General features: G+C 41.1%; 25 protein-coding genes. 20 read left to right on the forward strand and 5 right to left on the reverse strand.

All coding sequences use genetic code 11. From position 1 onward, the window contains the following. Both ACESON_RS06095 and ACESON_RS06100 read left to right on the forward strand, forming a co-directional pair. Positions 1-305: hypothetical protein (locus ACESON_RS06095; RefSeq protein ID WP_373108877.1), on the forward strand; the 305-nt coding region annotated here is incomplete at its 5' end. Between the two features lie 1,104 nt (positions 306-1,409). Then, positions 1,410-2,630 (forward strand): MFS transporter, encoded by a 1,221-nt coding sequence (locus ACESON_RS06100; protein WP_002584949.1) that lies wholly within the window; start codon positions 1,410-1,412, stop codon positions 2,628-2,630. Between the two features lie 80 nt (positions 2,631-2,710). Here ACESON_RS06100 and ACESON_RS06105 read toward each other — a convergent pair whose 3' ends face one another. Next, positions 2,711-3,511, reverse strand: coding sequence for a helix-turn-helix domain-containing protein (locus ACESON_RS06105; RefSeq protein ID WP_002575858.1), 801 nt, complete (start codon positions 3,509-3,511; stop codon positions 2,711-2,713). A 78-nt stretch (positions 3,512-3,589) separates the two neighbouring features. After that, positions 3,590-3,853 (reverse strand): hypothetical protein, encoded by a 264-nt coding sequence (locus ACESON_RS06110; RefSeq protein WP_002575859.1) that lies wholly within the window; start codon positions 3,851-3,853, stop codon positions 3,590-3,592. Between the two features lie 228 nt (positions 3,854-4,081). Between ACESON_RS06110 and ACESON_RS06115 the strand changes: the two genes are divergently transcribed. The 5 genes from ACESON_RS06115 (at position 4,082) to ACESON_RS06135 (ending at position 7,922) form a co-directional block, all read left to right on the forward strand. Beyond that, positions 4,082-4,495, forward strand: coding sequence for a cysteine-rich VLP domain-containing protein (locus ACESON_RS06115; RefSeq protein ID WP_002575860.1), 414 nt, complete (start codon positions 4,082-4,084; stop codon positions 4,493-4,495). Between the two features lie 111 nt (positions 4,496-4,606). Further along, positions 4,607-5,002: a replication initiator protein A gene (locus ACESON_RS06120; protein ID WP_002575861.1), complete on the forward strand. Its 396-nt coding sequence runs from the start codon at positions 4,607-4,609 to the stop codon at positions 5,000-5,002. Positions 5,003-5,175: 173 nt separating this feature from the next. Further along, on the forward strand, positions 5,176-6,120 hold the full coding sequence (gene mobV, locus ACESON_RS06125) for a MobV family relaxase (protein WP_002575862.1): 945 nt from the start codon (positions 5,176-5,178) through the stop codon (positions 6,118-6,120). Continuing rightward, entirely contained in the window at positions 6,104-6,316 is a 213-nt protein-coding gene (locus ACESON_RS06130) for a hypothetical protein (protein ID WP_002584948.1), read from the forward strand. Before mobV ends, ACESON_RS06130 begins: the two co-directional genes overlap by 17 nt. A 94-nt stretch (positions 6,317-6,410) precedes the next feature. Continuing rightward, a complete protein-coding gene (locus tag ACESON_RS06135) occupies positions 6,411-7,922 on the forward strand; it encodes a recombinase family protein (RefSeq protein ID WP_002575864.1) in 1,512 nt (503 codons plus the stop codon). 262 nt (positions 7,923-8,184) lie between these two features. On the opposite strand, the gene ACESON_RS06140 is transcribed toward ACESON_RS06135, so the two are convergent. From ACESON_RS06140 to ACESON_RS06150, 3 genes are read right to left on the reverse strand one after another with little or no spacing between them, the layout of a single operon-like run. Next, positions 8,185-8,679 carry a hypothetical protein gene (locus tag ACESON_RS06140; protein WP_373108878.1) on the reverse strand — a complete coding sequence of 165 codons (495 nt, stop codon included), beginning with the start codon at positions 8,677-8,679 and terminating at the stop codon, positions 8,185-8,187. A gap of 4 nt (positions 8,680-8,683) precedes the next feature. Next, positions 8,684-9,382: a DUF3800 domain-containing protein gene (locus tag ACESON_RS06145; RefSeq protein ID WP_373108879.1), complete on the reverse strand. Its 699-nt coding sequence runs from the start codon at positions 9,380-9,382 to the stop codon at positions 8,684-8,686. 31 nt (positions 9,383-9,413) lie between these two features. Next, complete coding sequence (locus ACESON_RS06150; protein ID WP_373108881.1) at positions 9,414-9,947, reverse strand: helix-turn-helix domain-containing protein; 534 nt, start codon at positions 9,945-9,947, stop codon at positions 9,414-9,416. A 166-nt stretch (positions 9,948-10,113) separates the two neighbouring features. On the opposite strand from ACESON_RS06150, the gene ACESON_RS06155 reads away from it, so the two are divergent. The 13 genes from ACESON_RS06155 (at position 10,114) to cas3 (ending at position 22,477) form a co-directional block, all read left to right on the forward strand. Further along, the gene (locus tag ACESON_RS06155; RefSeq protein WP_373108882.1) at positions 10,114-10,305 is read left to right on the forward strand and encodes an ICEBs1 excisionase; all 192 of its coding nucleotides are present in this window, start codon (positions 10,114-10,116) and stop codon (positions 10,303-10,305) included. 18 nt (positions 10,306-10,323) lie between these two features. After that, positions 10,324-11,385, forward strand: a complete 1,062-nt coding sequence (locus tag ACESON_RS06160) for a tyrosine-type recombinase/integrase (RefSeq protein WP_373108884.1) — start codon at positions 10,324-10,326, stop codon at positions 11,383-11,385. Next, on the forward strand, positions 11,382-11,771 hold the full coding sequence (locus ACESON_RS06165; RefSeq protein ID WP_373108885.1) for a hypothetical protein: 390 nt from the start codon (positions 11,382-11,384) through the stop codon (positions 11,769-11,771). Before ACESON_RS06160 ends, ACESON_RS06165 begins: the two co-directional genes overlap by 4 nt. A 167-nt stretch (positions 11,772-11,938) precedes the next feature. Beyond that, complete coding sequence (locus tag ACESON_RS06170; protein WP_373108886.1) at positions 11,939-12,859, forward strand: AAA family ATPase; 921 nt, start codon at positions 11,939-11,941, stop codon at positions 12,857-12,859. Positions 12,860-12,982: 123 nt separating this feature from the next. Beyond that, a complete protein-coding gene (locus ACESON_RS06175) occupies positions 12,983-13,216 on the forward strand; it encodes a complexin-2 (protein ID WP_373108888.1) in 234 nt (77 codons plus the stop codon). 288 nt (positions 13,217-13,504) lie between these two features. Further along, the gene (locus ACESON_RS06180) at positions 13,505-15,124 is read left to right on the forward strand and encodes a plasmid recombination protein (RefSeq protein WP_373108889.1); all 1,620 of its coding nucleotides are present in this window, start codon (positions 13,505-13,507) and stop codon (positions 15,122-15,124) included. 21 nt (positions 15,125-15,145) lie between these two features. After that, entirely contained in the window at positions 15,146-15,496 is a 351-nt protein-coding gene (locus ACESON_RS06185; protein WP_373108890.1) for a DUF6061 family protein, read from the forward strand. Positions 15,497-15,563: 67 nt separating this feature from the next. Then, positions 15,564-15,899: a helix-turn-helix domain-containing protein gene (locus ACESON_RS06190; RefSeq protein ID WP_270666476.1), complete on the forward strand. Its 336-nt coding sequence runs from the start codon at positions 15,564-15,566 to the stop codon at positions 15,897-15,899. A 41-nt stretch (positions 15,900-15,940) separates the two neighbouring features. After that, positions 15,941-16,276 carry a hypothetical protein gene (locus ACESON_RS06195; RefSeq protein ID WP_373108891.1) on the forward strand — a complete coding sequence of 112 codons (336 nt, stop codon included), beginning with the start codon at positions 15,941-15,943 and terminating at the stop codon, positions 16,274-16,276. 182 nt (positions 16,277-16,458) lie between these two features. Beyond that, entirely contained in the window at positions 16,459-17,631 is a 1,173-nt protein-coding gene (locus ACESON_RS06200) for a DUF262 domain-containing protein (RefSeq protein WP_373108893.1), read from the forward strand. Continuing rightward, positions 17,632-19,050, forward strand: a complete 1,419-nt coding sequence (locus ACESON_RS06205; RefSeq protein WP_373108895.1) for an ATP-dependent endonuclease — start codon at positions 17,632-17,634, stop codon at positions 19,048-19,050. 445 nt (positions 19,051-19,495) lie between these two features. Next, positions 19,496-19,927, forward strand: a complete 432-nt coding sequence (locus ACESON_RS06210) for an SWIM zinc finger domain-containing protein (RefSeq protein ID WP_373108896.1) — start codon at positions 19,496-19,498, stop codon at positions 19,925-19,927. Between the two features lie 348 nt (positions 19,928-20,275). Continuing rightward, positions 20,276-22,477: a CRISPR-associated helicase Cas3' gene (cas3, locus tag ACESON_RS06215; protein WP_373108898.1), complete on the forward strand. Its 2,202-nt coding sequence runs from the start codon at positions 20,276-20,278 to the stop codon at positions 22,475-22,477. The last annotated feature ends 152 nt before the right edge of the window (positions 22,478-22,629 follow it).

Below are 22,629 nucleotides of genomic sequence, written 5' to 3' on the forward strand. Positions count from 1 at the left end.
GCCATAAAATAAACCTCCAAACTGGTAAGTCTATCTTACATCAATTTGAAGGTTTACACAAACTTTGGGATACTCCCGATAAATATTACTCATCAAAAGAAGAAATGGAATCAATTTACCAAAGATATAGATTAAAAATTGTAGACCATTTTGCTCAAGATGGGTTAGCCCCTCTTTTATCGAAAAAAGTTGATAAGTGGGATGAAAATCAGTTCAAAACATGGTGTGACTATCACTATAGTGTATGTCGGGAACAATCAATTTTAGGAGCAAGTAATCATGTTGTCATAATTGGGAAAAAATAATAAGTTTTAATATTGCTATATGCATAGATTTGTGTTATTATAACATTCCATTAGGTCAGTTTACAAGGAACTACACGCAGACCGTGAAACGGGCTGCTGACAACAAACGGCGCTATGCTCCCGGCTGGGTGCATAGCACCTGTTTGTTGCGGGGGTTTCCAAAGGGGGCAGCGCCCCATTTGGCACACGACTTTGCGGAGCAAAGTGTAGTGTGTTATACGCTCTGTCGGCGTTGCCCTGAAAATACCGTTGCCGCCGGGGAGGGCAAGGGCATTTGACGCGGCAGGAAAGCAGGGCTTTGTTTGGGGCTGGTAAGCCGGAAACAAAGGGCTGATTTCAGCAGCAGACAGGGCGTATTATGAAAGCCCCCGTCCCTCGTCCTCCGCCCCCGGCCTATGGGACAAAAAGTCCCAAAGCTCTGGACACCGTGACCAGATGTGTGGCCACACTCCGGGAAAAGTAGCAGGACGGCAGGAAACCGTCAAGGCTGAAATGAATGGGCTGACGCCCGGCCTTGACCGTTCCCCGCCGCCCCGCTGGATGGGTGGACAAGGTGGCCAATCCCTAAAAGTGTTTGGCCGCACTCGTTCATTTTGGGGCCTTTCTTCTCCCAAAATTGAAATGGGCGGGAAAGCCCTAAAATGGCTTTCCCGCCTTGATTACCCATTAGCAAAGACGGGCGAGACTGTCAACGGCGGCGCTGAAAGCGCCGTTCATCTTGACCGTTGACTGGCTCGCCTGGCTTTGCTACTGCCCGTAAGAGATGGAAAAACAAGATGGAAAACAAGGTTAAAAATGGTTGACAAGTCTATCGGATGTGTGTTATACTGTGCGACAGTTTGAGATTGGAAGGAGGCTTACGTGTGTTAATTTGTGTACGCTAATAAGCAATAAAAAGTAGAAGTACCTTTCCACATGATGGTGGGCTTTTTTTGCGTGCGTATGCAAAGGAACACGTAGGTTTGACACGAGCAGTCTTTGAACTGTATCGTGGTGTTTTTTCGTGCTTTGTTGTTATGCAGGCGTCTGCCCTCTCTGTGGGACAACGCCTGCTTTTTATTGCAGAAACAAAGGAACAATGCAATAAAAAAGGAGGTTCGCATTATGACCCAAAACAACAATTCATGGAGAAAAACTTATTTTACACTTCTTGCCGGACAAGCAATATCCTTTATTAGCAGCGGTATTTTGCAAATGGCCATTATCTTTTATTTGGTTGCGAAAACTAATTCTGCAATCATATTGACGGCGGCAACACTGATTGGATTTTTGCCGCAAGCCTGTTTAGGCCCGTTTGCAGGTGCTTTTGTTGACCGGCACAGCCGTAAAAGCGTAATGATTGGTGCGGATTTGATAATTGCCGCCGCTGGCGGTATTCTGGCGCTGGTGGCGTTTTACATGGAATTGCCCGTATGGTCTATTATGGTTGTCCTGTTAATCCGAAGTGCGGGAACTGCTTTTCATTCTCCAGCATTCAGCGCAGCAACACCTATGATTGTGCCAAAAGAGGAACTTACAAAATGCGCTGGTTACACGCAGACCATGCAAGCAGTAAGTGCGATTATCAGTCCAGCTGCCGCAGCGTTTTTATATGCTGTTTGGCCTCTTAATGCAATTATATTGTTAGATATTGTGGGTGCAATCCTTGCCTGTGTGACTGTTGCGATTTCGTCCATACCAACGCCTGAACTATGTCCAGAAACGAAAAGACAACAGTTTTTACAGGATATGAAAGAGGGGTATGTGGTATTAAAGCAAAACAGGGGCCTCTTTGCTCTGCTCTGGATTGGTGTAATTTATATGTTCTTTTATATGCCAATCAGTACGCTTTTTCCTCTCATCTGTATGTCATACTTCAAAGGAACACCGGCCCATGCCTCTGCCGCTGAAATTGCTTTTGCGGTTGGTATGCTGCTTGGCGGAGTCATTCTGAGCATTTGGGGCGGTTTTAAGAAACGGCGGTACACCATCGGTCTTTCCGTTCTCCTGATGGGCGTTAGCAATATGCTCTCCGGGCTTTTGCCGCCAGACGCATTTCTTGTCTTTGTTGTGTGCTGTACTGTTATGGGAATTTCCGCTCCATTTTACGGTGTGCAAAATGCGATTTTTCAAGAAACGGTCAAACCAGAATATCTGGGGAGAGTTTTTTCTCTACTGACAAGCGCCGCTTCCCTCGCCATGCCGTTTGGCCTTGTCATTTCCGGGCCTCTGGCGGAGCGGCTGGGAGTTGAGAAATGGTTTGTCATTTGCGGAATTGGCATTATCATCGTTGCGCTTGCCGTATTTTTACTACCCGGTTTGAGAGAGATTGACAATACGCAATAATCAACTGCACCTTTTTCTATTACTAAACAAAATGCCTGGATGGTGGTTCTGAAAAACCAGAACCGCCGTTCAGGCATTTTTTATCTTCGTCCTCTCTGCGGTTTTGGATTCTTCAGCAAGTCGGATTTTTCCGCAATCTTTTTCAGCCACTTCCGTTCTTCTACTGACAGCTTCCTAAAATTCAGCTTGAGCCGTTTGCAGATAAACGCCAAGTACGCTTGTTCCGTGTCGCTGTCCTGGCTGACGATTTCACCAGCAGTTTCCAGCATTTCTTTTAGCGGGTTATCCTCTGGGACGCTGAAAAAATCGTCCTTGTGTGTTTCCCGCAGAGCAAGGGCAATCCCGTTTATGTCCCGTTGTATCACATAGCGGCAAAACTCGTCCTCATCAATATGGGCGGTGATAAGCTGTCTTAACTGCGTATCACTCATGCCAGGATTATGCTTTTTTATAACAGTTGCGCTCATCGTGTCCACTATGGCGTTTGCACCCTGCGCCTGTTTCAGTGCCGTTCCGTTCACATAGATTTCAAGGTCAGCCATCAGCCGGGGGAAATCCGGGTGCGCCGCCAGCTCACACAGCAGGGTATTGTCTATCCTCCCGCTTTTCAGCAGGTCAATCATTTCATCACTCAAACGCAGGTCTGCAAGATCGGCGTTTGGGTGATTTTTCATTTCAGACAGCCCCAGCAGATAATCAGCGGTCACACCGTAAAACTTCGCCAGCCGGATAAGGGCATAGTGGCTGATGTCCTTGAAGTCTTCCGTTTCGTAACTGCCCAGCGCAGACTTGGAAAGCCCGGTCTGCTCCGCAAGCTGCCCCAGCGTCAAGCCACGCTCCACACGTAGGTCTTTTAATCGCTCTTGTATGGATAAAGACATATTCACCCTCCTTGCTAGCTCAACGAAAGAGAAGCCGTTATGCTATGTACTATGCTCATAGCATAACGGCATAGGCATTTACAGTTTTATTTTACCATTTGCTACATCTTCACGAAATTTATCAACAAGCTTCGCTGTCAGCTTGGATTTACCGTAGTGTTCAAGTACAAAAGTACGATAACTTTTTCCATCTACAAGCACATCACTTTTTCTGGTCAACAACCAATTTCCGTTACCTCCTCCCTGTTCTCTAATATTCCAGTCTTTCCCATATCTTTTATAGATTTCATCTTTTTTACCTTGAACAGACATTGATTCGCTTGGAATATAAACAATTTGCATAATAGCTCCTCCTTTATTTTGTGCAAGAAGACCAGAAAGCTGAATTTGTCTTTTATCTTTTTTTGATTATATCACAAATCCGAGAGCGTGGAAATAGGGAGTTTTTCAGGCTGATTTCCTACCTCTTGGATATACGGCACAGGCGGTCAAAAAGGTGTAGACTTGGGATAGTTCATCGATGGACAAGCACCTTGGAAACAGAACACGCCAAAGAAAACGGAGAGACGCATGAGCAAAAGACCCTATCAACACCTGCCGCCGCTGGAACACAGGCCGGACGGCTCCCCCTACCGCATAACCCCGCCCCAGAAGAGACGAGCCAGCGGCCTGATACGCCGGGAGTGCTGCAACTGCGAGGACGGAAACTGCCTTGCGCTGGACGATGGCGACACCTGCGCCTGTCCGCAGATGATTTCGTTCTCCGTCTGCTGCAAGTGGTTCCGCTGGGCGGTCTTGCCGCTGGACAGGACGCTGGAAGCGGAGATTTACCGGGACAGGGACTTGAAACGCTGTGCGGAGTGCGGCGGTGTGTTCGTCCCGAAGTCCAACCGGGGCAAATACTGCCCGGACTGCGCCGCCAGAGTTCACAGGCGGCAGAAAACAGAAAGTGAACGGAAAAGGAGGTCTGCTGTGGACAGTTAAGAGCGGGAAAAGCCTTGATTTGCAAGGCTCCGCAAGCCCTCAACCGGGGCGGCTGGTATCATTTATCATTCGCCCCGGAAAACGGGCCTCTAACCGTCCACAAAACACGCTATGACAAACACGATTTATATTCACCAGCCGGAAAAGGCGTTCAGTTTCACCCGGCTCCCCAATTTCCTTTTTGAAGCACCCACATTCCAGCCCTTGAGCAACGAAGCGAAGGTGCTGTATGCCTTTGTCCTGCGCCGGGCGGAGTTGTCCCGGAAGAACGGCTGGGCGGACGAGTACGGGCGGGTCTACCTGTACTACCCCATCTGCGAGGTGGTCGCTTTGCTCCGCTGCGGGCGGCAGAAAGCGGTCAACACCCTGCGGGAGTTGCAGTATGCGGGGCTGGTGGAAATCCAGAAACAGGGCTGTGGAAAACCCAACCGCATTTACCCGAAATCCTATGAAGCGGTTCCAAACACCGACTTCAAGAAATCCGGTTATGGTACGCCGGAGGGCTGAAAACCGTACTTGGCGAGTACGAAAATCAATCCTCTTGAAGTACGGAAATCTGACGGTATATAGAAATACAGAGATTAAAACCATCTATTTACATTCATTCCATTCCAATCCTATCAGAGATATTTTCGGCGGGAAAACCCGCCGGAAAGGAATGGAATGGGGAAAGGAGTTCAATGGCACAACACGCAATTTTGCGATTTGAGAAGCACAAGGGCCACCCGGCGGGGCCGCTGGAAGCCCACCATGAACGGAAAAAGGAGCAGTACGCCAGCAACCCGGACATTGACACCAGCCGGAGCAAGTACAATTTCCACATCGTCAAGCCGGATGGCCGCTACTACCATTTCATTCAGAGCCGCATCGAGCAGGCCAGATGCCGCACCCGCAAGGACAGCACTCGGTTTGTGGACACGCTGATTACCGCCAGCCCGGAGTTTTTCAAGGGCAAGTCCCCAAAGGAGATAGCGGCCTACTTCCAGAGGGCGGCGGACTTCCTCATTGACCGGGTGGGCCGGGAGAACATCGTTTCGGCTATGGTACACATGGATGAAAAAACGCCCCATCTGCACTTGGTCTTTGTGCCGCTGACAAAGGACAACCGCCTGTGCGCCAAAGAAATTATCGGCAACCGGGCCAATCTGACGAAGTGGCAGGACGATTTTCACGCCTGTATGGTGGAGCAGTACCCCGACCTGGAGCGTGGGGAAAGCGCCAGCAAGACGGGCCGGAAGCATATCCCCACCCGGCTGTTCAAACAGGCGGTCAACCTCTCCAAACAGGCGAGGGCCATTGAAGCGGTTCTCTCCGGCATTACCCCGCTGAACGCCGGAAAGAAGAAAGAGGAAGCCCTCTCCATGCTGAAAAAGTGGTTTCCGCAGATGGAGAACTTCTCCGGGCAACTGAAAAAATACAAGGTCACAATCAATGACTTGTTAGCGGAAAATGAAAAGCTGGAAGTCAGGGCAAAGGCCAGCGAAAAAGGCAAGATGAATGACACGATGGAACGGGCGAAGTTAAAAAGCGAACTGGACGATATGCGGCGGCTGGTTGACCGTATCCCGCCGGAGATTTTAGCGGAACTGAAACGGCAACAGCGGCAGCATGGAAAGGAAAGGTGATCTTATAAGTAATATCAGATACAAAAAGGAAATCGAAATCGTGACTTTTCAGGGAAAGGAAATCACACTGGAAAATCTCTCCCCGGTGTTCACGCCGGAACAGGAAGCAGCCAAACGCCGGGAACTGGAACAGCAGCTTTATGAGGTGTTCCGCAAGTACGCCGACAAGCGGGAGAGTGAGGAAGCCGGGACATAAGGTTTTCCAAACCCATCATTGATTTGCGGGGCTGCTGGCGGTATAATAGAACTGTCAGCAGCTCCGTTTCTTTTTTAAGAAAAGGAGCGACAATATGAACAATCGGATAGACGCAATCTATGCAAGACAATCGGTAGACAAAAAGGACAGCATTTCCATTGAAAGCCAGATTGAATTTTGCAAATACGAGTTGAAAGGCGGTAACTGCAAGGAATACACAGACAAAGGGTACAGCGGCAAGAACACAGACCGTCCGAAGTTTCAAGAACTGGTGCGGGACATCAAGCGGGGCTTGATTGCAAAGGTCGTGGTTTACAAGCTCGACCGTATCAGCCGTTCCATTCTGGACTTTGCCAACATGATGGAGCTGTTCCAGCAGTACAATGTGGAGTTTGTGTCCTCTACGGAAAAGTTTGATACCTCCACGCCGATGGGACGGGCCATGCTGAATATCTGTATCGTGTTCGCCCAGCTTGAACGGGAAACGATACAGAAGCGGGTAACGGACGCTTACTACTCCCGCAGTCAGCGGGGCTTTAAGATGGGCGGGAAAGCCCCTTACGGCTTCCATACGGAGCCTATCAAGATGGACGGTATCAACACAAAGAAGCTGGTGGTAAACCCGGAGGAAGCGGCCAATATCCGGCTGATGTTTGAGATGTACGCCCAGCCCACAACTTCCTACGGGGACATTACCCGGTACTTTGCCGAACAGGGGATTTTGTTCCATGGCAAAGAGCTGATACGCCCCACGCTGGCGCAGATGTTACGCAATCCTGTCTATGTGCAGGCAGACCTTGATGTGTACGAATTTTTCAAAAGTCAAGGTACAGTCATTGTCAATGACGTTGCCGATTTTACGGGCATGAACGGCTGCTATCTGTATCAAGGGCGAGATGTAAAGGCCAGCAAGAAAAACGACTTAAAAGACCAAATGCTGGTACTGGCTCCCCATGAGGGTATCGTCCCCTCCGACACCTGGCTGACCTGCCGCAAGAAGCTGATGAACAACATGAAAATCCAGTCTGCCCGGAAAGCCACCCACACATGGCTGGCAGGAAAAATCAAGTGCGGGAATTGCGGGTATGCTCTTATGAGTATCTACAATCCCTCCGGCAAACAGTATCTCCGCTGCACGAAACGGCTGGACAATAAAAGCTGTCCTGGCTGTGGGAAAATCATCACTTCGGAACTGGAAGCGGTTGTTTATCAGCAGATGGTAAAGAAGCTGGCAAGCTACAAGACGCTGACAGGAAAAAAGAAAGCGGCAAAGGCAAACCCGAAAATCACCGCCCTGCAAGTGGAACTTGCCCATGTAGACAGCGAGATTGAAAAGCTGGTGGACAGTCTGACGGGGGCAAACAATGTCCTGTTCTCCTATGTGAATGTGAAGATAGCGGAACTGGACGGGCGCAAGCAGGAACTTCTGGCAAGGATAGCGGAGTTGACTGTGGAGGCCATCAGCCCGGAACAGGTCAGCCAGATTTCCGGCTACCTCGATACCTGGGAGAATGTATCTTTTGATGACAAGCGGCGTGTGGTGGATTTGATGATCACCACCATAGCCGCCACAAGCGACAGCTTGAACATCACATGGAAAATCTGACTGGCGGCACCCCTCCCGTCAGATACCTACCCTGTGTAGTCCCTTGTAAACTGTACTTTAGTTAAGTTGAAAAAATAGTATTGATTTTTGAACTAAAATTATGTATAATAAAAACAGAAAAAACAGATTGACTTTTTTTGATGTTAGTGGTATTATATCAGAATATTTTCGCATACTATATAGTGTGCACATTATAGCTCATCTACCATTTATAGGAAGAAGGAGTAACGAAGGCGCTTGCGTTGAGCAAGCGCCTTTTGCATTATATGTCTTGTTTTTGAATATACTCCTGATATTCTTTTATGAGTTTGTTTCTTGTATGATTATGAGTAACTGGATAAGCAGTCCAAAATAGATAAAAATTTTTTCGTTCATCTAAAACTACTAGGTAATCAATATCTTGGCACCAAAGAAGAATACGAGTTTTATTTTTTCTTTTATTTTTCCATACAAGGATTTTTTTGCAATTATTTTTGCAGTAGCTTAGTATATGTGCAGGCCAAGTCACTCTTTCATATCTTCTAAAATCTGGAATGCGACTTTCTTCAGACTCACCACTTGAAATAATATGCCAAAATGTTCCGGATTTATTTTTAAACATAGGATGCTTTTTTTGATAAATTGGTTTTCCATCCCAAAAGAAATTGTGGTTTTCAAAGGTAGTCTGATACGCTGCATATATAGCATTTTCATATGCTTCATAATTACCATTAAAGGAATCATATTCTATAATTTGAGGTATGTGTTCACAATCCATAATATTATTCCTCCTGTGGTAACCATTTAAATATATTAATTTTTTCTTCTACCTTTGGTGTGGTTTTTGTCAATATGCGATTGGATTTTTCTTCTATATGTTCAATTAAGCGTAATTTAGCAGAATTTGTTGATAAACCTCTGTTTGCATAACTTACTGCTCCGATAAATAAATCGGCTAATTGTAACAATTGAATTTGGTCAGATCGTACTAACTGTATATTTTTTACAGTTTCATCATAAAAATATCCAACGACATTATTTAATACGTCTTTTAGTTTGTCGACTTTATCAGAGCCTTTTGTATCTTTAATATCAACATAAACATGATAGTTATTACCGATATCAATAATTTCTCGTAAGGTGAGGTAGTATATGCGCTGATACCAATCGTCATGTGAAAGATGAAATTTTTCATAATTTAAATGTGATTTATTAAGAGCAACAACAGCTCTAAATGAAAGATAGCTTGTATCAAAGAATAAATCAACTAATTCTTCGTACATTTTATATTTTGATTTTGATACTTTTGTCCATTTGATTTCAGCAAACTTGTATACACCATTTCTGATTTTTATATCTCGAATGGCTTTATTAATATACTCAGTCTTCTCTTTAGGACAAGAGATACCACCAATAACCATTAAATCGATGTTATCGTGTGGTAAATGACAACTTTCATCACAATAAATATTATATTCCATGAATAATCTCCTTTATATTATGTAGGTTATTTTAAAAAATTTTTACAGTAAGGCGGTCAGTACCTTTTTTGACAACCATATTGTCATCAAGCAGATGCTGCTTGATTTCTTCGATATTTTCATTGATATGCTGCAAACTGTCAGCATACTCTTCTTCTGAATATTCATCTTTAGCATTTAGCATATTTTCACGAATTTCCAAAGCTTTCATATAGGTACAAAGTTTTTTATTGATGAGGTTGTTCTTAAAGGACAGCTTAACAGTAGCAGGTTTGAAATTGCCCGCATCGTCCTTATCTGCCTCAAATTTCATATCGATCTGGTCATCCAGTTTAAACAGTAATGATAATACATCAGAAACTGTTTCTATATCAAAATCCATGAAAATGTTAATGCTGATGCCTAGTGCATTGGCAATCTTTAAAAGCTGGTCAGGCTTTGGATTACGAATTCCATATTCATATTTCTTTATTGTTGCGGAATTTATGCCGGACAATTGACCAAGCGTTTCCTGTGATATTCCACGCATATTGCGAAAATATTTAATCTTTTCTCCAGTAGTCATAAAAAATGCTCCTTTATGATTTGTCACTCCTATTCTATCACAACGGGACACATTTGTGTATAAGAATTTGATTAAATTGCTTAACAGACACAAATGTGTACTATATAATACGGATAAATAAGGTCACAAAAGTGTACTGAAATATAAATAGGAAGGAGAACACAATATGGAGAATACGATGAAAATGTATGTAACAGCAGATGAAGCTGCACAGATTCTTGGCGTATCAAGAGGATATGCTTACAAAATCATTCGTAGTCTTAATAATGAATTGAAAGAAAAAGGCTATCGAGTGATTTCAGGCAAGGTACCTACAAAGTATTTTGAAGAAAAATTTTATGGCATGGCAGTTGGTTAATGGAGAGGAGATGATGATATGCCAGCTACGAGAAATGGTAAAACATGGCGCAGCCAGTTCTATTATGAGGACTGGCAGGGTGTACGCCATAAAAAGAACAAAAGAGGCTTTAAGACAAAAGCAGAAGCAGAGGAGTGGGAGCGTAACTTCCGGCAACAGCAGAGAAAAGATTTGGATATTAACTTTGAGAATTTTGTTGAAATCTATTTTGCTGATGTGGAGAACCGGCTTAGAGAAAGCACAATCAAGAATAAAAGATATGTGTTTGATTTAAAGGTTACACCTTATTTCAAAAAGAAAAAGATGTGTGAGATTAAGACTTCAGATATCTGGGCTTGGCAGAATGAATTGATTAAGCAGGGGTACGCACCAACTTATCTTAAAAGTATTAATAACCAGTTAGCAGCACTATTCAATTATGCGGTCAGATATTATGACCTGAAAGATAATCCTTGCAGGAAAGCAGGAAGTATCGGAAAAAGCAAGGCTGATGATATGGAGTTCTGGACAAAACAGGAGTTTAAGCAGTTTCTTCCGTCTATGGATAAGAAACCAGAGGCGAGAATGGCATTTATGTTTCTCTATTGGACAGGAATGCGTATAGGAGAATTGCTAGCACTCACCTATGAAGATATTGATTTGGAAAAACGAATTATAAGCATTTCTAAATCATATCAGAGATTGGATGGAAAAGATGTAATTACACCACCTAAGACACCAAAGAGCAATCGTAAGATTACTATTCCACCATTTCTGGCAGAAGAACTAAAAGAATATTGCAGTCATTTATATGGAATTATGTCAAATGAAAGAATGTTCCGATTTACAAAATCTTATATGGAGCATGAGATTGTACGAGGCATAAAGGAAACAGGGGTTAAGAGAATCCGTATTCATGATCTGCGTCACAGCCACGCATCGCTTCTGGTGGAGCTTGGATTTCAGCCATTGGCAATAGCGGAGCGGCTGGGACATGAAAAGATAGAAACAACATTAAATACTTATTCACATTTATACCCGAATAAGCAGGCAGAACTGGCAGACAGACTAGAACTGGAGAATGAGGAGGACGAGTTATGAGCGGAATACACAAACATCCAACAATCAGCTTTCGTGTATCGGACAGAGAGCGGGAAATGATTGAAGCCAAGATACTTGCAAGCGGTATGCAGAAGAAAGATTATTTTGTACATTCCTGCATTTATAACAGAACATGTGTTGTAGGAAAGAAAGCGGTCATTTACCAGCTTGTAGAGGAACTGCAGAATATGAAGACAAATCTCTCAGAACTGGTAAAACAACTGGAACAGCAGGAGGTAACACTTACTGCTGATGGATTGGAAGGTATGCGAAATGACTGTATGGATATGTTACAGGCGATTATTGCAATGTTGGATGGTGCCAAGTATCTCTGGCAGGGAGTACAGATTGATAAAGAAAAAAGTCCTGACAGCGGCAACTGTTAGGACTTGCGGTAACAAAAGAAAACCTCTGTTACACCTGTAAATACAACTAGAGTATATCAGAGGTTCTTCTTAGGAGCAAATAAAAGATTGGTAAATGGAGGACTTTTATGGAGGAACAGAAGACAAAATTAAAGATGATACGGATGTCGTAGGTTGAGTCACAGGAAGTGAAATGGCTGTGGTATCCGTTTATACCATATGGGAAGCTGACAATTATTCAGGGGGATCCGGGTGATGGAAAGACAACATTGGTGTTAAACATAGCAGCAAAGCTGTCAAAGGGAGAAAGTCTCGGCAGTGATATAGATGTGCATGAGCCGGTAAATGTTATTTATCAGACAGCAGAGGATGGACTGGCAGATACAGTAAAGCCGAGGCTTGAACTTGCCAGGGCGGACTGCGAAAAGATACTGGTTATTGATGAAAGTGATAAATCCTTGTCTATGGCAGATGAAAGGCTGGAAGAGGCACTTGTTAAGACTGGGGCAAAGGTATTGATATTAGACCCGATACAGGCGTATCTCGGTGGTGGTATGGATATGAACCGGGCAAATGAGGCAAGAGATATGACAAAGAAGCTGGGAGCATTAGCAGAGAAATACCAGTGTGCAATTCTTCTTATTGGTCATATGAATAAGGCATCTGGTAATAAAGCAGCATACAGGGGCATGGGTTCCATTGACTTCTTTGCTGTGGCGAGGAGTGTGCTTCTGGTCGGCAGAATAGAGGGAGAACCTAATACAAGAGCAGTTGTTCAGATAAAGAATAATCTTGCGGCATTTGGACATCCAAAGGCATTTATGTTATCAGAAACGGGCTTTCATTGGTTGGGAGATTATGAGATTACAGCAGATGAAGTACTTGGCGGTATTGCACCAAAAGCAAATAAGCTGGAACAGGCAAAGCAAATGCTTCGTGAATTGGCAGAAACAACTAATATGGTGCAGAGTAATGAAGTTTTTGAAATGGATGATGAACATGGGATTTCAAAAAGAACATTGGAAAATGCCAAGAAAGAACTGGGTATTCGGGCAAAGAAAATAAATAATTCATGGTATTGGGAATTGGATGCAGTAAAGCAGAGATAGGGTAAGAACGCAACATTGCAGGCTATATAGAAATTGCGGAGATAAACTTTGCAAGGTTGCAAAGCATATAGACTTTGCAGTGTTGCGGTCTTGAATGAATTAGGAAAGGGATGGTGGATTGATATGAAAAATGTACAGATTTCAGAAGAACTTTTCGTTGCGATAATGAGATATTTTATGTTGGAACAGGAGGAACTGTTGCCTCAGATAAAACAGGGGCTGGAGAAGAAGCTGGACGCAATGGTAATGAGAGAATTGTATACAAAATATAAGACTGCACTAACGGAAGAAGAAAGGAAAAAGGCTCGAAAAGAATATTTGGATAGACGAGGTGTGCAGGAGAGTTTTCGGTGGTAGTTTTTCTTAAACATATATAACGGTTGCGTGTCACGCTTCCGTTAGAATGGATAAGGAAAATGTGGTGTGCTTGACATAGTGGAGGCTTGTGTACATTGACTGCCGCAGGCAGAAAAGCTCCCGGCAGGGCGCAAAACCTGACTTGTAAGGTTGCATTTTTGATGGCGACAGCTCCTGAAAGGAGATGTTGATGTCAAAAGTGCTTTCGCGTTACTTTCGACGAAAGTAACAAAGCCTGCGCCGTATTCGGCGCTAATATGACAGATAAAAGAAAGGGGAAGATTGCCTATGGAGAGAACGATAAGTGCAATGATCGGAAAAGGTTCTGTGAACCATAATACCAGAGCATTTACAGCTAAGAATGTAGATAAAAACAGAAGTGCTGATAATGTGGAATTTTGCCAGGAAGATATTAAGCAGGTTTATCATAAATTGTTTGATGAAGCACGGGAACGATATAATGCAAAACAGAAACGGAAAGATCGCATGATTGATGATTACTATGAAAAAATCAGGAGGGGTAAGCAGGAAAAGTTATTTCATGAAGTGATATTTCAGATTGGAAATGAAGATGATATGAATGCCAAAAATGAAGATGGATTGTTGGCAAAAAGGATTTTAACGGAATTTATGGATGAGTTCCAAGCTAGAAATCCGAACTTGTATGTATTCTCGGCACATTTGCATATGGATGAAGAAACACCGCATCTGCACATTGATTTTGTACCATATATTACAGGAAGTAAGCGAGGACTTGATACAAGGGTATCATTAAAATCTGCACTAGCGGCAGAAGGCTTCACTGGTGGCACTAGAGGTGCTACCGAATTAAATCAGTGGATTGCATCAGAGAAGCAGGAACTTGCGACAGTCATGGAGCGATATGGTGTGGAATGGCTGCAAAAGGGTACACATGAGAAACATTTGTCGGTGCTTGAATTTGAAAAGAAAGAGCGGGCAAGGGAAGTAGCTGAATTGGATAGCCAGAAGCGGGAAATATCTTCGGTGGTTGCACAGCTTGGTGAAGAAGTTTCTGTGAAGAAACAGGAATTGCAGAATGTTACTATCGAAAAAGAACTGGCTGAGGAAGCTACACAGAAGGCAAATGAAGAGAGAACTACAGCACAACAGGAGAAGGAAGCATTGCTTGCAGATAATCAGGATTTGAGAATGGAAAACTCAAGGCTTGAAAGCCGCAAGGACAGACTTCGCATGGAAAATCATGATTTAAAGCAGAAACAGCTACAGTTGCAGACAGATAATGAAGAACTGGAACAAAGGCATGAAGATTTACAATATATGAATAGTAAATTGGAGAATGTGAATGATCAGTTGTCCGCTGATAATTATTCTCTGGAGCAAAGGAATGATACGTTGCAATTGAATAATCAGGCATTAAGACAGAAATACAATGATTTGCAACAGAATAATGTTCAACTTGAAAAGCAACAGAATGAGCTTAAGAGCCATATAGAGCAGATAGTGCAGTCGGAGCAGTTATTACAGCGTGATGTAAGAAAGTATGATGAAGCACCGGAGTGGCAATTGCCGGAACCGGGAGCATTTGCAAGTGCTAAGTCATTTCGGGATAAGGTGGTTATTCCATTTGTGAATAAGCTGAAGTCGTTGATAAAGAATCTGACAATCCAGTGTGTAAGGCTGAAAGAGGAAGTATTACAGCTAAGGAAGGAAAAGAAGAGATTGTCAGATGATGTGGAGTTTTACAAGGGTAAGATTAAGGATATGAGTGATATGACAGAACTGTTGCAGGAAAAGGCTGATAATCTGGAACGTGTGAAGAAATATGTTGGTGCGGAGCAGATTGATACGATCGTTCGTAAGGTAAAGGAACAGGAGCGTACAGAGCAGCAGATAAGGCGGTATGACAGGTCTTATGGGACAAGATAATGGGAAGGATGGATTGATGATATGAAAGATAATCGAATGGATAATATCGTGGAATGTGCTTATAACATGGATAACGGTTATGTTGAGGTGTGGTTTACAGATGGAAATATGTTGCGAATAAAGTGTGAAGAAGTGGAGGCTGCTCTGAGGACAACGGAGCAGTCACTGGCGAAGCTGCATAGGTTGTTTGATAACAAACCAATAGAGTATGTGGCAATGGCTTTGTCTGGGGAGATGCAGGCATATTGTGATATTGAGGATGATATGGTTAAGGGAATGTTTGGGACGATTGTGCAAGGGTATTTGAAAAAGGGGTATAATCGGGCTACGGCGGAGATGATGGCTAGGGAGTTTTTTAGGTATGAGAGTTGAAAAAGTAGTTGACAAAATATTACTTTAATATTATCTTAATATTAAAGTAATAAGCGGGAGGAAAATTATGGCTGCGAATTTAATGAATGTGTTTAAGAATACAGATTTAAAAAACGTGGGTAAATCAATGTCAGATGTTGTATCCTTAGCGTTTAAGCCAAATAAAAAAACGGGTGCCAAAATTGCAAGAGCTGTGTTAAGTGATGGAACAACACTTATTAAAAGTGTAACGGCATCTGGAGTGGTTTCAGAAACCATTCATAAATTACCGGAGATTGCATCAGTAGCACAAAGAAATGAAGTTATAAGGGATTTGGCAAAACAGAAAATAAACCAGGAAACAATAGCTGCCATGTTAGATGTATCCCAATCAACGGTTTCAAATGTATTGAGAAAAAAATAATAGTAATATTTTTAAAGATTATACAGAAAGAAGGTGTTATTTTGGGAGAAAGAGTTGATGTTAGTACCTTTGCAAATTCACAATGTGCAATTAGAGAATACATGCATTTTAAATTGGAGAATGAATATATGCATGAGGCAAGAGTTTTAGTATCATCTATGGGAAAAACTCGGTATAATGATATTCTGAAGGTAGTACCTCGAATTGAAACAAATAATTCGTCAATTGATATAATTGGGGATGCGCAATTTGAACTAGATTATTATGGTAAATATACAAATGAATATCAGATATTTACTTTGATAAATGGAACTCTATTAATCAAAGGAGTAGATCGATGGGGAAATCCTATTGAAATTGATATAACGAGTGTATAAAAACCAACATGAATGATATATTAAACTATATGTATGATGATCAGATTACGGGAATGCGTAGCATGTAGTAATCTGATTAATCATAAATGAGGGGCAAAATACCTTTTGACCCTCATATCATATGTATTGTAAATAAATTGAGAGATATTGGATAAATATGACTATATAATGAGGATAAGAATATGAAATGCGAGTCAACAGATTTAGAAATTGAAACGATTGTTAATAGAATAAAAAATGGCGATATGGATTTACAGCCGGATTTTCAGAGAGGCGAGATTTGGACTATTCAAAAAAAGCAAAAACTTATTGATTCAATATTGCGTGGGTGGAAAATCCCTCCGATACATGTGATCCATAATGCACAATCTGTGGATGAAGTGTTAGATGGTCAGCAGAGACTTGCTGCAATACGAGATTTTTTTGACAATATTATTTGTGTTGATGGAACAGTGTTGCCAAAAGATCAGGAAATAGCAAATTTGAATGGAATGCATTACAGAGATCTTCCGTTAAAATGGCAAAGGCAGTTTAGACAGTATAGTGTTGTAATCATAAGATTAACAGAGTATAGACCGGAAGAACCAGCAGAATTATTCTATAGACTAAATCAACCTACTGCATTAACATCTGCAGAACAAAGAAATGCATATATTGGCGCTACTAGGGATCAAGTGAAAGAATTATCAAATAAATTTGTTGCGTTGGGAGCAGATAAAGAAACCATAGGTTTTTCAAATTCGCGCCTAGCATATGATGAGATAATATCAAAATTCTGTTTTGCGGTTGAAACCCATACACTTAAGAAGAAAATTACGTCTAATGACATATCTTTTCAATATCGACAGGCTGTGCCGTTTTCAGATGAGTGTATTGAGATTGTTGATGAAACTTTAAGAAAATTTATGATATGTGTTTCAGAATGGAAGGATTTTAAGTTTTCATTTAATAAAGCAACGATATTTAGTTGGTTTGTATATATTCGTAGAAATCTGGATTCAGAAACAACTGATTTACAAAATACTATTAGTTATATGGAATTTTGTAGAGCTTATATAAAAGGAAAGTATAAAAAAGTTGATGATAAATATATAAAGACCTTCTTAAGTTTACAAAAACAAGTTTCGTTTTTTGAAGTTATGTTAAATACATTTAATCAGAGAACCAGTATGGGAAGTACAGATGCTCTTTCAATAATATATAGAGACATTATTATTACACTTTTTAGAGATATGCTATGGAACGAAGAGTCGGAACTATTGCAGTACACGATGGACACTTTTGCTGAAGTGGAGAATTTTAATTATACGCTTGAGAAAATTGTTGAAAAGTATAATTGGGGAGAAAATTTTTAGATGAGAAAAGCAAAAGAAACTGATTATTGGGATAAAGTTTATAAAAGAAAATATAGTAGAAATTTATTAAGCGTAGAACTCAATGGGCTAAATAATTTACAGGAGATATCCTTTTCAAAGGGCATTACGGCAATATGCGGTTTAAATGGAGCAGGAAAAAGTACTATTATAGCGGCTGTAAAAGATTTATTAGGATTAAATTTAAGCGAAAGTGATCTACATAAATTGAAATCCGCTACAGTTAATGGAAAATTCGAATGTGATAATAAGAAAATTTCCTGCTCGAATTGTAATGGAAAACGCTTGTATGATACAGGATATGATTTGGATAGCATTAAATACTTGGATTGTGATGAGAATATTCAAATTCAAGAATTTAATATAAGACAAGCAAATTTTGAAGAGTTGCTTGAACAAAATGAGGAATATGAATTATTACCAGAACAGATCAGTGATATTTGTTATCTGACGGGGAAAAGATATCAATCATGTAAAATATGGGAATTTGAAGATATTGAAGGGATAGGAATAGTTCCATTTTTTAATGTCACTATTGATGAAATAGAGTATGATTCAAGAAGTATGGGGCGAGGTGAACATTTTCTTTTTTATTTGTTTTGGTACATAAATAAATGTAATTCGGGAACAATTGTCATTATTGAAGAACCTGAAACATATATAAGTATATGTTCACAAATTCATTTTGCAAACTATTTGGGAAAACAAATAGCAGAAAAAGGGATTCAGGCAATTGTTACGACACATTCGCCTTATTTGTTAGAACATGTAAAAAATAGTAATATACGAATAGTAAGTAGAATGGGAAATATGGCTATGATTACTAAACCTGATGACGATATGATGGCAGAGGATATATTAGGTATTACACAAAGCTATACGGGAACATTATTTGTTGAGGATAGGGTAGCATATGATTTTCTATCAATTATTTTAGAGGATAAGGCACCATACATTTTAAAAAAGTATACGATCGATGTAGCTGAAGGTGGAGAAAAGGCTATAACTTATCGATTGGAGTTTCCGTCAAGTGATAAAATAAAATATAATTTTATAGGAATTTACGATGGAGACATGAGGGAACGATTAGATACATCAAAATTAAATTGGAAATGGTTATTTTTACCAGGGAATAAAGCACTAGAAGAGTTATATAGGGAGTATTTACATGTGCCGGAAAATCTCGAGAAGTTTTGTGAAATCGTTGGAAAAGAAAAGCGGCAAATTATTACTATGTTAGCAACCATTGATGGAAATGATTATCATGATTGGTTTGAAGAATTGAGAAAATTTTTAGGAATTGATGGTAAAATGTTGGTTAGGAATTTTTATCGGATAATGCAAGAAATGGATAAAGAAATTGAAGAATTTATTGCAGAATTAAAGAAAAGTATAGCATAAAAGGAGTTACTTTTATGCTATGCATAAGTCATAGGAGTTTGGAATACAGGTATTATATGGCTCCATTTTGGCTCTAAAAATTTTAGATGAGGTATACAAAAATGCGAAATAAGATGAATATGAAAAATAAAATGCACAAATGTGTACCAAGAAACAGCCAGATAAATCTCTCCGCCCAAGAGTTTGAATAACATCCATTTGAGTCACAAAGCTTGTAAAATAAGGCTTTGTGGCTCTTTTCTTTTGCCCCGTGATGTTATATTCTTGTGATGTGATTTAGAAGCATCAATGAATTTCTGATAACGTATAATTAATTTGGTTGACAAGCAATATGCATATATAATATACAATACTCAGATTAAAAAATATATTAGTTATTATATAATGGAAAAACGGGTAGGGCGTTTAGAAAATAGATATTTTTAATTAAGGAGGGATAAGAACAATGGGATTAATCGAATTGGCAAGCAGAAATTCCGTGTGGCGTGGAATGGATTATTATGAAGCAAAGCGAGTTTTGACATGGGTAAAAAGCGGGCAGTACATATATGATGGGATTGTGTCAGGAAGTGAGGAAAAGGTGTATCATGTGCATATTGATACGGAGCATCCGAGAAAATCTGTCTGTGACTGTGCGTTTGCAAAGGGCCGCAGAGTGATTTGTAAACATATGATTGCACTTTATTTTACAGCGAAGCCAGAGACTGTTCAATCGTTTAAAAAGCAGATAGAAGACTGGGAGGCGGAAGAAGAGGAAAGAGAACGGCAGTATTATGAAGAACTGGAAAAATATGTGAAATCTCTTTCTAAGAAAGAACTTCAGGAAGAATTATTTTATGCATTGGCAGAGGTAGAAGAAATGAAGTCATACCGATAAGGAAAAGCCAGAAATGATAGTCGTTATGCTTTGAGATGGGCATATGAGTAGAAATAGATTGAAAAAGTTATTGAGTGCATAGCACAGTCATACTCCATTAGGAGTATGTGAGTAAAAGGAGAATTTAATTGAATCATTTAAAGTAAAGCGGAGGATCTCCGCAGAAATTTCTGTATATATAGTTCTTAAATAGCGTCAGTGTGTAAAGGGCAATATGGTGTGTTGTTCCTTGTACACTGACACTAAATGAAGACAATGGAAAATAAGAAAAAATATTTTAAAAAACTTATTTTTCTGATATTATTAATATAATAAACGATTGTTTTGATTTTATTTCGAGGGTATTCCATGAAGAAAGAATATATTGCTCACATAAATGAATACACCGATGCAATCCAAACGGTGCAGCAGCATAGCTTTCAGACTGCTGTATTGTGTAGAGAATATGCAATACCGGCGTTTAAGGATTTTCTATATGTAATTGGACTTCTCCATGATATAGGGAAGTACATGGTTGAATTTCAAAAGCGGATTCGAGGTGAACAGATTCGAGTGGAACATTCTACCTGTGGTGCACTTGCGGCAGGAAGCTTGTTTCCCAATGTGATGGGGCTGATGATGCAGTTTTGCATTGCGGGGCATCATTCGGGACTGCCAGATGCAGGTTTTCCCAATGATACACAGGAACTTGGGACCTTGTATGGAAGGCTTAAGAGGGAGTTTTCGGATTACAGCGAATATAAAAGGGAGCTTGAGATTCCGTCGGTGGATTTTGGTGTGTGGGCAGAATTTGTAGCGGGAGACTGCAGAAAAGATCAGGAGCTTCAGATTGATAAATTTGCATTTCTGACTCGGTATGCGTTTTCCTGTCTGGTAGATGCGGATTCTACAGATACGGCGGATTTTTGCAGGGAAGAAGAGCGGCCGCGTGCACTTAGGTCAGATTTTCAGGCCTGTCTTGATAGAGTAAACGCAAGATGGTCGGCCTTTGTGTGCAGGACAAATCTTCAGAAGGCGCGCAGTGCGCTGCAGGCACAGGCGTTTCGAAATGCAGACAGGGATGCTGAAATTTATCTGCTGAATATGCCGACCGGAAGTGGCAAGACGCTCGCAAGTGTAAAAATTGCGTTGGAGCGGGCGCTTGCCGGGAAGAAAAAGCGGATTATTTATGTGATTCCATATAACAGTATTATCGATCAGACAGTAGATGTTTTTGAAGGACTTTTTGGAGGAGAACTGGAAATTCTGCGGCATCAGTCCACTTTTTCCTATGAGGATGCGGAAGATCAGGATGAGGATTACCGAAAGGCAGCAACACTTGCAGCAGAGAATTGGGACGCGCCCTTTATCGTTACGACAGCAGTGCAGTTTTTTGAATCCGTTTATGCAAACAAGCGGGGAAAGCTTCGAAAGCTGCACAATATGGCGGACAGTATTCTCGTTTTTGACGAAGCTCATTTGATGCCGCAGAGTTATCTTCAGCCATGTCTTCAGTCAATTGCGTTTATTACACGGTATCTGAACAGTGAAGCTATTTTTTTGACGGCAACCATGCCAGATTTTGAAAATTTAATCCATAAATATGCACTTCCAGACAGTAAGATTTTTAATTTAATTCAGGATACGTCGTTGTTCGGAGAATTTCAAAAGTGCAGATATGAGTATATCGGTGAGGTGGAAGCTGACGCATTGTTGGAGAAGAGCAGTCAGAGTCCCTCCAGTCTGGTAATCGTTAATAGCAAGAAAGCTGCCAGACAATTATTTCGCGAGTGTAGTACAGGTAAAAAATATCATTTATCGACCTACATGACACCCTATGATCGAAAGCGTATTCTTCAGGAAATCAGAGAAGAACTGAACAGGCTGGAGAAGGATTATCCGACATATGAAGCTGTGCCAAAGGAGCGCAGGATCACGATTATAGCGACTTCGCTGATCGAAGCAGGGGTAGATCTTGATGTGTATACGGTTTTTCGTGAACGATCTGGGCTGGACAGTATTTTGCAGGCAGGCGGGAGATGCAATCGAGAAGGCAGGCGGGCGATTGCAGATGTTTTTGTCTTTGATTTTGCAGATTATACAAGAAGGGCTCCTATCGAGGAAAAAGGAAATCTTGCAAAAGAACTTTTGGGGAAATATGAAGATATTTCCAAACCGTTATGCATTGCAGAATATTATGATACGCTGTATTTCATGAAACAGGAAGAAATTCAGAAGAATGCAATGCATAAGATGTGCAGTAAGATCAGACGGCTTCCGTTTAAAGAATATGCGGAAAAATTTGAACTGATCGATTCAAAAACAGTTTCTGTTGTTGTAGTGCGTGATGAGAAAAGTAGGGAGCTGGCAGAACATTTGCGGTATACAAAGAGCGTAAATACCAGGATGCTTCAGAATTATGTTTGTACTGTTTACCAGAAGGAATTGGAAAATTTGATTAAGCAGCATGTGGTGGAGGATTATGGGACAGGAGTTTACTGTCTGACGAACCTGGATTACTATGATGAACAGATTGGGATTTTATTTGAGGCAAGAGATTATTTTTTATGAACTGACGTGAAATGAGGTACAGCGTGTCAATGCCATATATTTCGTACTAATCAAAGAAATGTGTAGAATAAAATAGGGTGTATGTACCACGATATTCGGAGTCTGAGCAGAATTTTAGATGGATGAGTGTTGGGGGATACGTTTGCTAACCA

Origin of the sequence: Lachnoclostridium sp. Marseille-P6806, assembly GCF_964238185.1 — a bacterium.
Lineage (GTDB): Bacteria > Bacillota > Clostridia > Lachnospirales > Lachnospiraceae > Brotaphodocola.